A 13,248-nucleotide genomic window follows, 5' to 3' on the forward strand; every position below is an offset into this window, starting at 1 on the left:
TTGGAAGTAAAAAGCGTAGGAAAATACCTACGCTTTCGTTCCTACTTCGTTAACATACGAGAAATTACAAGCCTTTGAATCTCTTGTGTTCCCTCATATATTTGTGTAATCTTTGCATCGCGCATATAACGCTCTACTGGATAATCTTTCGTATAACCATAACCACCAAATACTTGTACTGCTTCAGTCGTTACCTTCATCGCTGTATCACCTGCAAATACTTTTGACATCGCTGACTCTTTCCCGTACGGAAGCCCTTCAGATTCAAGCCAAGCCGCTTGATATGTTAAAAGACGCGCTGCCTCTACATCCGTTGCCATATCTGCAAGTTTAAAGCCAATTCCTTGTTGCGCCGCAATCGGCTTCCCAAACTGATGACGTTCTCTTGCATATTCTACAGAAGCATCTAAAGCGGATTGTGCAATCCCAACCGCTTGCGCCGCAATACCATTACGACCGCCATCTAACGTTTGCATCGCAACTTTAAATCCTTGGCCCTCTTCCCCTAGCATATTCTCTACAGGAATACGGCAGTCTTCAAACATAATTTCAGTCGTTGGCGAAGAGCGAATTCCTAACTTACTTTCCTTCTTCCCAACTGAAAACCCTAGCGTATCACTCTCCACAATAAATGCACTCGTGCCGCGCTGCTTCGAATCAGGATCTGTTAATGCAAAAACAACATAAATGTCAGCAATGCCGCCATTTGTAATAAAGATTTTCGAACCATTTAAAATGTAATGGTCTCCATCTCGTTTTGCAGTCGTCCTCATTCCACCAGCATCTGATCCAGAGCTTGGTTCTGTTAAGCCATATGCACCAATTTTCTTCCCTTCAGCCATTGGGCGCAAAAACTTTTGTTTTTGCTCTTCCGTTCCAAATTTAAAAATTGGCCATCCAGCAAGTGAAGTATGCGCAGACAGCGTTACACCTGTAGAAGCACAGACGCGGGATAATTCTTCAACGGCAATTACATACGCCAAGTAATCGCTTCCAATTCCGCCGTATTCTTCAGGCCACGGAATACCGGTCAAACCAAGCTCTGCCATTTGATCGAATAAAGCGCGATCAAATCGCTCTTCCTCATCACGCTCTGCTGCTGTCGGTGCTACTTCATTCCTTGCAAAATCCCGAACCATTTTCCTTATCATTTCATGTTCTTCTGATAATTTAAAATGCATTCCCGTCTCCCCCTCTGCCTTTTTATAAAGCTCGACTAATTACAAGCTTTTGTATTTCGCTCGTTCCTTCATATATTTGTGTGATCTTCGCATCACGGAAAAATCTTTCTACTGGATAATCTTTCGTATAACCATAACCACCAAATACTTGCACTGCTTCAATCGCAACTTCAACAGCCGTCTTAGAAGCAAATAATTTCGCAATAGAAGCTTCTTTACCGCATGGTAATCCTTGTGCTCTTAGCGATGCCGCTCTGTATACAAGTAATCGCGCTGCTTCTACGCTAGTCGCCATATCTGCAAGTTTGAAGCCAATTCCTTGCTGCGCCGCAATTGGCTTTCCGAATTGCTCACGCTCTTTCGCATAATCAATCGCACTTGCAAGCGCCGCTTCCGCGATTCCTAATGCCTGCGCTCCGATTCCAATTCGCCCAACATCTAAATTCGCCATTGCCACCTTAAATCCTTGTCCTTCTTCACCAAGTAAATTCTCAGCCGGCACTTTCATATCTTCAAACGTAAGTTGCACTGTACGAGAACCAAGAAGCCCCATCTTATGCTCATCTTTTCCGATGATTAAGCCTGGTGTATCTTTCTCTACTATAAATGCTGAAATCCCGCTTTTCCCCGCCTCTGGATTTGTAGACGCGAAGACGATATATGTACTTGCTTCACCACCATTTGTAATAAAGACTTTCGATCCATTAATGATGTAGTGATCGCCTTTCTTTACAGCTCTTGATTTCAAACTGCCTGCATCTGATCCTGCATTCGGTTCTGTTAGAGCAAATGCGCCTAAATATTCACCAGTCGCCAGTTTAGAAACATACTTCTGCTTCTGTTCTTCTGTTCCGAAATACAAAATCGGGTTCATTCCAACTGACGTATGTACAGCTAAAATTACACCAACCGTTGCACTTATCTTTGAAATTTCCTCAATTGCTAAAATATAAGAAATAAAATCCATTTCTGCCCCGCCATATTTTGCAGGCGCTGGAATACCCATTAGTCCAAGTTCACCCATCTTTTGCAAAATCTCTTTTGGGAACACCCCTTGTTCCATACTAGGAACAAAGGGAGCTATTTCCTTCTGCGCAAAATCTCGAACCATTTTCCTCATTATTTGTTGCTCTTCAGTAAAGTGAAAATTCATGTACTTCGCCTCCGTTTGCTATATATCTTTTTAATAATTTGGTAAGACCACTACTTTAATAAAGGGAGGAATTTATTCGTAAACGTAGAAACCACGACCCGTTTTACGTCCTAACCATCCTGCATTCACATACTTACGTAATAATGGACATGGGCGATATTTACTATCTCCTAATCCTTCATGCAACACTTCCATAATGTATAAACACGTATCTAAACCGATAAAATCAGCTAATGTAAGTGGTCCCATCGGATGATTCATACCGAGTTTCATTACTTCATCAATCGCTTCTTTCGTCGCTACACCTTCATATAACGTATAGATTGCTTCGTTAATCATCGGTAATAAAATACGGTTCGATACAAACCCTGGGAAATCATTTACTTCAACTGGCACTTTCCCGATTTTTTTCGTAATATCCTCAATCGTTTCGTACACTGCATCATCTGTAGCTAAACCACGAATAATTTCAACGAGTTTCATAACTGGAACTGGATTCATAAAGTGCATGCCGATTACTTTCTCAGGACGTTTCGTTACCGCTGCAATTTCCGTAATTGGTAGAGATGACGTATTCGTCGCTAAAATTGCGTGTTCTGGAGCAATTTCATCTAGATTCGCAAAAATTTTCTTTTTAATATCCATTTTTTCAACAGCTGCTTCAATAATAAGATTAGCTTCTTTGACACTATTTAAATCGAGCGTCCATGTAAGACGATTTAAAGTCGCTTCTTTCTCTTCTTCCTTCATACGACCTTTTTCTACTTGGCGGGCTAAATTTTTCGAAATAACAGCTAGCCCTCTATCTAATTGCTCTTGCTTTAAATCTTGCACTTTCACATCATAGCCTGCCATTGCACACACTTGTGCGATACCTGAACCCATTTGCCCTGCACCAATTACAACTATTTTTTGTACACCCATTCTTTCTTCCCCCTTAATATAAGTTGTTAATAAACCGAAAATTTCCTGAACGTAAATTAATGAACCTCAATCATCACTGCATCACCTTGACCGCCACCGCTACAAATAGAAGCAATTCCAATTCCGCCGCCGCGCTGCTTCAGTGCATGGATAAGTGTAACGATAATACGTGCTCCGCTCGCTCCAATTGGATGCCCCATTGCTACAGCACCACCATTTACATTCAATTTTTCCGGATCGATTCCTGCGATTTCTGTACTTGCAATTGCTACCGCCGCAAATGCCTCATTGATTTCAAATAGATCTATGTCTTCAATTGTCTTACCTGTCTTTTTCAGCAATTCATTAATTGCATAACCTGGTGTTCTTGGGAAATCCTTCGATTCTACCGCAATCGCCGTATGCGCCAAAATTGTCGCTAATGGCTTTCTTCCTTCTTGCTTCGCTCTGTCCTCGCTCATTAATACAAGCGCAGCACCGCCATCATTTAGTCCAGGAGCATTACCAGCTGTCACCGACGACGTCTTATCAAAAACAGGCTTTAATTTCGCTAATTTTTCAATCGTTGTATCTTCACGCGGCGCCTCATCTTTAGCCACGACGATAGGATCGCCTTTTCTTTGCTGAATTGTTACTGGTACAATCTCCTCTTCAAAACGACCTTCCTTATGTGCCGAAACCGCACGTTGATGGCTACGATATGCCCATTCATCTTGTGCTTCGCGGGAGATCCCATCCTCGTTTGCAACTTCTCCGCCATAAACACCCATGTGTATACCTGAAAATGCGCATGTTAAACCGTCTGCAACGTTTAAATCGATAACTTCGTTGTTACCCATTCTGTATCCCCATCTTGCCCCTCGTAAAATGTAAGGGCTGTTACTCATCGATTCCATTCCACCAGCTACAATCAGTGATTGATCACCAGTACGAATAATTTGATCCGCTAACGTAACTGCGCGAAGTCCTGATGCACAAACTTTATTTACTGTTTCTGTCTGCACTTCCCAAGGAATGCCGGCCGCTCTTGCTGCTTGGCGTGATGGAATTTGTCCTTGCCCTCCTTGGATAACCGTTCCAAATATAACTTCTTCAACATCACTAGCGGAAACATTCGCTCTTTCAAGCGCTGCCTTAATTGCGATTCCTCCAAGTTCTGTTGCTTTCACGTCTTTTAAAGTTCCTCCAAATTTTCCAACCGGTGTTCTTGCAGCACTTAAAATAACTGTTTTACTCATGTTTCTTTCCCCCATTTCTTTTTTAAGCACCGAGCGCTCGCTCGGCATTCCTACGTTGAGAAGAGGTGCAATTATTGCACCTCTTTCTAAAGTTGGATGCATGCCTACAAACTACATTGCTTCTTTCTTCTGTCCGATAACTGAGCGTTCTAAAATCTCTGTTACGTCCAGAGTTTGAACTGTTTCTTCAACTTCTTTCGCTTTCGTACCGTCACTAATCATCGTTAAGCAATACGGGCATCCTGTACCGATAATTGACGGCTGCACAGCTAGCGCTTGTTCTGTACGAGCAACGTTAATACGAGAACCTGCCGTTTCTTCCATCCACATTAGGCCACCACCCGCACCACAGCACATTCCCGTTTCACGGTTACGCGCCATTTCTACAAGGTTTACACCTGGAATTGCTTTTAGAATATCGCGCGGTGCTTCGTATACTTCGTTGTATCTTCCTAAGTAACAGGAATCATGATACGTAACTGTCTCTTCAATAGAATGGACAGGTTTTAAACGTCCTTCCTTCACCCACTGAGCTAGTAATTCTGTATGATGATAGACTTCTGCTTGTAAGCCAAAGTCCGGGTACTCATTTTTAAAAGTGTTATAAGCATGAGGGTCAATCGTAACGATTTTCTTCACTCCTGCTTTTTCAAATTCTTCAATATTTTTAGTCGCCATTTCCTGGAATACAAATTCATTTCCAAGGCGGCGCGGTGTATCACCAGAGTTCTTTTCCTTATTACCAAGAATTGCGAATGAAATGCCTGCTTCGTTCATTAGCTTCGCAAATGATATCGCAATCTTCTGACTGCGATTGTCATACGAACCCATTGATCCAACCCAGAATAAGTATTCAAACTCTTCGCCAGCTTTTGATTTCTCCTTTACAGTTGGAACTGTTACTTCATCGTCACCTTGGCGCCATGTTTCACGCTCTTTACGATTCAGTCCCCACGGATTCCCTTGACGCTCAATGTTTGTCATTGCACGCTGCGCTTCCGCGTCCATCTTCCCTTCTGTTAAAACGAGATAGCGGCGTAAATCAATAATTTTGTCAACATGCTCATTCATAACTGGGCACTGGTCCTCACAGTTACGGCACGTTGTACATGCCCAAATCTCTTCTTCTGTAACAACATCTCCGATTAAACTTGGATCGTACGCTAGCGCTGTAGCCGCTGATTCTTGTTGTCCTTTTCCAGCTGCCATCATCGCTAACTGATTTCCTTGTGTATTATTAAAAGCAACAACTGGAACCCACGGTGCTTTTGATGTTACCGCTGCTCCTTTATCAGTTAAATGATCACGAAGTTTTAAAATTAAATCCATCGGTGATAACATTTTCCCTGTTCCTGTTGCCGGACACATATTTGTACAACGACCACATTCGACGCAAGAATATAAGTCGATAAGTTGATTTTGTCTAAAGTCTTCAATTTTACCAACACCGAATGTTTCTTGCGTTTCATCTTCAAAATCGATTTTTTCAAGTTTTCCTGGATTTGAAAGACGACCAAAAAATACGTTAACTGGTCCAGCAATTAAATGCGCATGTTTTGATTGTGGTACATAAACTAAAAACGTTAACAAGATTAATAGATGCACCCACCAAGAGAAATAGAACACTGAAATGGCTACGGTTTCATTTATCCCTGAGAAAACGTAAGCGATTGCAGAAGCGATTGGTTCACTCCACGAAAGCTCTTCGCCATGCCATATAATTCCCATCCCATTACCAAGTAGCACAGAAATCATTAAGCCACCGATAAAGATAAGGACAAGACCTGATTTGAAATTACGTTTTAAACGAACAAGCTTTTCAACATAGCGTCTATGAAAAGCCCAAAAGACTGCAATTAAAATAACAAGTGTGACAATTTCCTGGAAGAATGTAAATGCAGGATATAGTGGTCCAAGTGGAAGATGTGATCCTGGTGCGAGCCCTTTCCAAACGAAGTCAATTGCTCCAAATTGGACAAGAATAAATCCGTAAAAGAACATAACGTGAATGATGCCGCTCTTTTTATCTTTCAGCAGCTTTTTTTGACCGAAAACATTGACCTTAAGGAGATCCCAACGTTCTTTAAAACGACGGTCAAATTCAATCTTTTTTCCTAATTGTATGTAGGCCATCCTCGTTCGTATAAGATATACAAACAAATATCCCGCATAAGCAATAACAGCAATGGCAGCCAGCCAATTAATGATTAGTAAGCTATTCATTTTATGCTACCCCTCTCTTTGTAAGCCCTCTTCCTTTTTTAGAATCTTCGAAAATATATAATTTTCTGAATTGTATCCCCTATTCCCATTATATAATGAGTGAGCATTCAGTCAACAGTTTTTTGTTATACAACAACACATTTTTTAATAAAGCTGTTTATTTCGGTGAAACTATAAAGTGAAACTTTAATCGACGGGGAGCTATTCATCCCCACTGATTATTAGCCTACACCAATCAGGCTTTTACGGGCAGCCCTAATCCCAACCAACTTCTTTGCTTTAACCCAATTTTGAGGTGGGAGTCTTACTGCCCGCAAATAGCGGAATAAAGTAAAGTTTTAATTTATAAAAAACTGATGGTGAAAAGACCGTGAAGGAGGGAATTTACTTATGTTCTTCTTATCTCTCTTGTTATTAGGCAGCGCTCTCTGGATTACAATCGACCTTTCATACGGGAGAATTCTTCATTTAAAGCGCGTACGTTCTCGTTCTTTCTCTTTACGTCAAAGTGATTTTCGCCTTTATACATACGGAAATGATCTGTACGATGCTCTCTTTACTGATATAAAACAAGCTAAACACCATGTGCACGTCTTATTTTTTATTGTAAAAAACGATGACATAAGTCGTAAATTTTTAAAGTTACTTATCGATAAAGCACAAGAAGGAATTGAAGTAAGACTTTTACTCGACCGGTTTGGAAGTCATTATTTATCAAAAGAAGCGGTTTACTCCCTACAAAAGCATGGTGTCTCTTTTTCATTTTGTCACAAAGTAAAATTTCCTTTTCTTTTCTTTTCTGCCAATCAAAGAAATCATAGAAAAATTACAGTTATTGACGGGAAAATTGGTTATATTGGTGGATTTAATATCGGCGAGGAATATTTAGGGCACAATCAAAAGTTAGGGTTATGGAGAGATTATCATTTACGTCTTACAGGTGAAGGGATACAAGATTTACAAAAACAATTTTTACATGACTGGTTTGATGATACGAACCAAAACTTATTAGATTCCTCTCTTTATTTTCCAGAACAACAACCTGGTGCTATTCTACATCGCTTCATCCCTACTGATGGTGCCTATTTACAAAATACATTTTTACATTTAATCGAAAGCGCGGAAAAAGAACTCTTTATCGGTACACCATATTTTATTCCTGGAAAAAAAATTATGAACGCATTATTAAAAGCACGAAAACGTGGGGTTCAAATAACTATTCTCGTTCCACAAAAGGCAGATCACGCCCTCGTTCGAGAAGCAAAATTCCCATATTGCCGAAAGTTAATACAAGCTGGTTGTAATATTTACGCTTTTCAGCAAGGATTTTTCCACGCAAAAATTATTATAGTAGATGATCATATTTGTGATATCGGAACTGCTAATTTCGATATGAGAAGTTTATATAGTAACCATGAAATCAATTGCCTTTTATACGATAAACATTTCATACAAGAAGTAAAGAGCAAATTCGAGGAAGATTTGGGACGCTCCTCATTACTTTCCTTTGAAGATGTCAGCCCTCTCTCCATTATTGATAGAGGAAAGGAATGGATAGGAACGATACTCGCGTTCTTTTTATAGGGAAATTTCAAGAGCCAAAGAGGTGAATCACATATGATAATGCGATTTGGATATGTCTCACATGCTACGGCATTATGGGACTGTTCGCCTGCCAAAACAATGACATTTACAAGCTGGAAAAAACTAAAAAAACAAGAGCGTGAAGATAAATTATATAATGTCACACTGCAAAATCTAGAACACACAATACGCATCCTTCATTACAATATTGCACACGAAATTCCATTATATCGTTTATCATCTTCTATCGTCCCGCTTGCAACACATCCTGAAGTTGAATTTGATTACATTCAACTATTTGCTCCACTATGGCGTAAAATAGGAGCATTAATTCAAGCACACAATTTACGCGTAAGTTTTCATCCCAATCAATTTACGCTATTTACAAGCGACAAACCACATATTACAAATAATGCCATTACAGATATGACCTATCATTATAACATGTTAAATGCTATGGGAATTGCAGATTCTTCCTACATTAATATCCATGTAGGTGGCGCGTATGGAAATAAGGAGAAGGCAATCGAACGTTTTCATGAAAACATACAACAACTTCCTTACCATATAAAAAGACAAATGACTCTTGAAAATGACGATAAAACATATACAACTTCTGAAACTTTGGCTATTTGTCAAAAAGAAAAAATCCCTTTCGTGTTCGATTATCATCATCACATAGCGAACCTTTGTAATGAACCGCTAGAAGAATTACTTCCTATGATATTTAAAACTTGGTCACATACAAATGTCCTTCCTAAAGTTCATATTTCTTCTCCTAGATCTGAAAAAGAATTTAGGGCCCACGCAGATTATATTGATTTAGAGTTTATTAAACCTTTTTTGCACATTACAAAAAAAATTGATCATGATTTCGATATTATGATTGAAAGTAAACAAAAGGATTTAGCACTTCTTCAGTTAATAGATGAAATCGCTTCTATAAGAGGGATAAAAAGAAAAAACGGTGCAACGTTACAATGGTAATTTGTAACACTGCGCTATTTTTTCAAAAAAAGTAATTCTTATAGCAAAAAACATCCCAATTTATATGCTATTATTTAAATTAGCATTTTCCCCCTGCGATTCAACTTTATTGAAACGGAGTCATAATATGATTAATCAAAAAATATGTACAATTTGTCATGATGTATATAATTATATTTTCTCTTTGGATATTCCTTATCCCTAGGGATTTAAATATAAAAGAAATTGGAATTCTCTTCTTATTTTGGTTTGCTACACTCTTTTCTTGCTATTGCTTATATAAAGCAATTAAAAAGATGAAGCACGGTGACAAACTATTTTGGGTTCTAGTACTATGCACTTGTATATGTGGATTAGCTATGGAGATAACTTTATTTCTTCATTCACTTTCTATATATGATCAAGTCATATTCTCATATAAGGCATTGCCTTTTTTCATCATACAATATATTTTGCTCTTTTCTGGCTTTGCTATAAAGTTTATAAAACATTACTCTATTAGAGGCCTTGCTCAATTTTCATTCGATAGCATCTTTATTGTTATTATGAATATTTATTTTACCTTAACTTTTATTTTGGATCTTTCGAGCTTTCGTATGTTAACAACAGATACGTGGTTTTTAATTGGATACTTTATTGCACAATCATTAGTGATTTACGCCGTTATTAGTCTATATAGAAGAGAACAATATTCTTCTAGTAGAATTTCGTTAATTATCGGCTTTACTATCATACTTGTATACGGATATATACACCTATTCCAGTTAAACTCAGGAATGAAACCTTCTTCTGAAGTCTCTTACTTAATACATACTGCTTCAATTTTATTAATCGGTTTATCATCCATACTATATATTTTGGATAAACCCATGCAACATGAAACGAAAGCGAAATATTATCGATTCGATTATGTGCGCTTTATATTACCATATTTCAGTATAATCATTACCTTTGCCTTTATTCTTATTCAACCTTGGGATGATAAGTTCATGTTAATCGGTCTCGTATTATCACTCATCTTATTATTCCTACGACAACTTTACATGTGGAAAGATAATCAAGTACTAATCGATACGTACGAACAGTTGACTACACAACTAGAAGGAAAAGTTGAAGAAGGTGCATCTGCGTTATCAAAAAGTGAACAACGTTATACATCTTTATTCGAAGATCATCCTGATGCCGTTTTCTCTTTAAATATGAATGGTATTTTTCAACAATCTAATAAGGCTTGTGAAAGCTTATTTACTGCCTACTATTGTGAAGTCGAAAGCTATTCCCTTCTACACTTTATTGATTTAAAAGACCATGATCTACTAAAGAGAGCTTTACAAATAACTAAAGAAGGTAGACCACAAACTTTAGAGGTTCGTACAAAAGAAAAAGAAGGCTACTACTATTACCTTCACATTACACTCATCCCTACTTTCATAAATAAAGAAGTTGTTGGGATGTTTGGTATAGCACGTGATATTACAACTTTATATGAAAAACAAAAGCAAGTAGAGCATATGGCTTTCCATGATGCACTTACAGGACTACCGAATCGCCGGAAATTCGAAAAAGATTTAAAAACGATTTTAAATACAGCTCAAAACAACACTAATGACGTTGCGGTCATGTTCCTCGACTTAGATCGATTTAAAAAAATTAACGATCGACTCGGCCATGATGTCGGGGATTTATTATTAATTGAAGTAGCAAAAAGATTACGTGGATGTTTGCGTTCAAAAGATATCGTTGCCCGCCAAGGCGGAGATGAATTTACGATTCTATTACCAGATATGTACTCTGAAAAAAGTGCTTCTTTTATAGCTGAACAAATTTTAACTATCTTAAATAAGCCTTACTTTATTAAAGATGAAGAACTTTCTGTTACACCGAGTATCGGAATTGCAATGTACCCTGACTACGGAACCGATGTAACCGAATTAATGAAAAATGCAGATATGGCTATGTATCGAGCAAAGGCAAATGGAAAAAACAGATTCGTTTTCTTCTCAAAAGAAATGAGTATTGCTCAAAATGAAATACACTTCCTAGAAGGTGAGCTTTCAAAAGCACTACAACAAAATGAATTTTTCCTTGAATACCAGCCACAAGTAAACACAAAAACAAAACAAATTATCGGTTTTGAGGCGTTAATTCGTTGGAAACACCCAAAACTCGGAATTGTATCACCTGCCCAATTCATCCCTCTAGCAGAGGAGACAGGATTTATTATTGAACTTGGTAATTGGATTTTACGTACAGCCTGCTTAGAAGCAAAAAAGTGGCATAACCAAGGATTTTCTCACTTAAAGGTTGGTGTGAATTTATCTGTTGTTCAATTTAATCACGCAGATTTAATATCAACTATTTCAAAAGTCTTGGAAGAAACAGAACTAAAGCCGGAAGCGCTAGATATTGAGATTACGGAAAGTATCGCGATTAATCAAAATCATTCTGTAATTGCTAAACTAGAAGAACTTCAAAATCTTGGTATTCAAATTTCAATTGATGATTTTGGAACTGGTTATAGTTCTTTAGCTTATTTAACGAAATATCCAATCAATACATTAAAAATTGCTCGAGAATTTATTTGTGGAATTACAAATAGCCCTTTAGAAGAAGCCATTATCGCTTCCATTATTACGCTATCAAAAGAATTAAATTTAGAGGTTATTGCGGAAGGTGTAGAAACAGAAGAACAATGGAAGTTTTTACACGAGCAAAACTGTGACCACATTCAAGGATTCCTCTTTAGCAAACCTGTTTCTAGTAAAGATGTTTGGATGTTACTCCATAAAAAAACAACCGTCTAAGTAAGACGGTTGCTTTTTAATACTCAAAAGGCATATCTGAAGCTAATTGTACCTCTTGATCATTATGAGAAATTACTTGACTTTTCTCTAAAGCTGTATCTGCTAATGAAATACCCCATGCCATCGCTAACGTTAATAGACTACCAATAAGTAGTTTTTTCATATTCCATCACCCACATTTTTCTTTTAATATATCATGAAAATTTATCCATATCGTATGCAATTATGCATATTTATTTTTTAGGTCGTTTTTATTTCTTCATTTTTTTTATAAGCGTTTCTTTATACGCATGCATTTCTAATATATCGAAAAAGAAGCAAGCTTTTTCATAAGCATCTTCAATCTCTGCCACATCATACTCTAGCTTTTCTAAGCATTCACCTTTTTGATAGTATAACTGTCCAATCAATGCCATACTATTAATTCGACATGATATTTCAATGGCTTTATTTATTTGATAAAGCGCTTCTTCATATTGATTATCTAAGTATAATGTTTTTGCATGATTATGTCTTACCTTCACATCAAACTCTTTATTTTCAGGCAATGCCTCTAATTGCTTTAATATACCTTCAAATAACTCCATACCCTTCTTAAAATAACCATTTTCAGCATAAATATTTGCAATTGCATTTTCTATATAAAGTTTTTGATACACGTCTATTCCAGTTAACTGTTGATTTAGTAGCTTTTTTAGCTCCAGAATACAATATTCATAATCAATCTTCTTTAGCACATACGCAGATACATGATATTGCCATTGAAGAAACTGCTGAAACTCAGGATGATATTCTTCCTTTTTCAGTTCATTCCATACTTTATTATATATTTCTTTATATTTCTTTTGCTTACAAAGCATAATGATTTGATCTTTTAACTGCTTTTTCCTCTCGATATCAGAATAAATGAGTACCTCATAAAAATGAATAATGGGAACTTGTAACTTTGCTGCAATACCTTGCAATATATCCATACTTGGGTATACCGCGCCCGACTCAATTCTGCTCACCTCCGATTGATGACATACATTATCGGAGAGTTGTTTCTGTGTTAATCCTCTCATTCCCCTAATTTTCTTTATTTCGCTTCCTAGTTTTTCTGCGTGCATACTTGCTCACCGTCCCATTATAACAATCTAATTTTTTAAGTTGTC

At 37.5% G+C, this 13,248-nt stretch carries 10 protein-coding genes; 3 read left to right on the forward strand and 7 right to left on the reverse strand.

The genetic code is table 11. The features are described 5' to 3' along the window. Positions 1 to 41: 41 nt before the first annotated feature. The 5 genes from acdA to MHI07_RS25300 form a co-directional block, all read right to left on the reverse strand. Positions 42 to 1,181 (reverse strand): acyl-CoA dehydrogenase AcdA, encoded by a 1,140-nt coding sequence (gene acdA, locus MHI07_RS25280; protein ID WP_002159763.1) that lies wholly within the window; start codon positions 1,179 to 1,181, stop codon positions 42 to 44. A gap of 22 nt (positions 1,182 to 1,203) precedes the next feature. Continuing rightward, positions 1,204 to 2,334, reverse strand: a complete 1,131-nt coding sequence (locus MHI07_RS25285) for an acyl-CoA dehydrogenase (protein WP_199709259.1) — start codon at positions 2,332 to 2,334, stop codon at positions 1,204 to 1,206. Positions 2,335 to 2,406: 72 nt separating this feature from the next. After that, positions 2,407 to 3,258 (reverse strand): 3-hydroxybutyryl-CoA dehydrogenase, encoded by an 852-nt coding sequence (locus tag MHI07_RS25290; protein ID WP_340826767.1) that lies wholly within the window; start codon positions 3,256 to 3,258, stop codon positions 2,407 to 2,409. A 56-nt stretch (positions 3,259 to 3,314) separates the two neighbouring features. Further along, complete coding sequence (locus tag MHI07_RS25295) at positions 3,315 to 4,598, reverse strand: acetyl-CoA C-acetyltransferase (protein ID WP_340826770.1); 1,284 nt, start codon at positions 4,596 to 4,598, stop codon at positions 3,315 to 3,317. A 9-nt stretch (positions 4,599 to 4,607) separates the two neighbouring features. Continuing rightward, the gene (locus MHI07_RS25300) at positions 4,608 to 6,719 is read right to left on the reverse strand and encodes a (Fe-S)-binding protein (RefSeq protein WP_340826771.1); all 2,112 of its coding nucleotides are present in this window, start codon (positions 6,717 to 6,719) and stop codon (positions 4,608 to 4,610) included. A gap of 390 nt (positions 6,720 to 7,109) precedes the next feature. Between MHI07_RS25300 and cls the strand changes: the two genes are divergently transcribed. The 3 genes from cls to MHI07_RS25315 all read left to right on the forward strand — a co-directional run bounded on the left by cls (position 7,110) and on the right by MHI07_RS25315 (position 12,094). After that, positions 7,110 to 8,303, forward strand: a complete 1,194-nt coding sequence (cls, locus tag MHI07_RS25305; protein WP_002113079.1) for a cardiolipin synthase — start codon at positions 7,110 to 7,112, stop codon at positions 8,301 to 8,303. A gap of 33 nt (positions 8,304 to 8,336) precedes the next feature. Next, positions 8,337 to 9,290 carry a UV DNA damage repair endonuclease UvsE gene (gene uvsE / locus MHI07_RS25310; protein ID WP_340826773.1) on the forward strand — a complete coding sequence of 318 codons (954 nt, stop codon included), beginning with the start codon at positions 8,337 to 8,339 and terminating at the stop codon, positions 9,288 to 9,290. A 158-nt stretch (positions 9,291 to 9,448) separates the two neighbouring features. Continuing rightward, positions 9,449 to 12,094: a DUF4084 domain-containing protein gene (locus tag MHI07_RS25315; protein WP_340826774.1), complete on the forward strand. Its 2,646-nt coding sequence runs from the start codon at positions 9,449 to 9,451 to the stop codon at positions 12,092 to 12,094. Positions 12,095 to 12,110: 16 nt separating this feature from the next. On the opposite strand, the gene MHI07_RS25320 is transcribed toward MHI07_RS25315, so the two are convergent. Then, positions 12,111 to 12,257, reverse strand: a complete 147-nt coding sequence (locus MHI07_RS25320) for a quorum-sensing peptide PapR (protein ID WP_002068556.1) — start codon at positions 12,255 to 12,257, stop codon at positions 12,111 to 12,113. 88 nt (positions 12,258 to 12,345) lie between these two features. Beyond that, positions 12,346 to 13,203 carry a helix-turn-helix domain-containing protein gene (locus tag MHI07_RS25325; protein ID WP_340826776.1) on the reverse strand — a complete coding sequence of 286 codons (858 nt, stop codon included), beginning with the start codon at positions 13,201 to 13,203 and terminating at the stop codon, positions 12,346 to 12,348. Positions 13,204 to 13,248: the final 45 nt, after the last annotated feature.

Origin of the sequence: Bacillus sp. FSL H8-0545 (assembly GCF_038006105.1) — a bacterium.
Taxonomy (GTDB): Bacteria; Bacillota; Bacilli; order Bacillales; family Bacillaceae_G; genus Bacillus_A; species Bacillus_A cereus_U.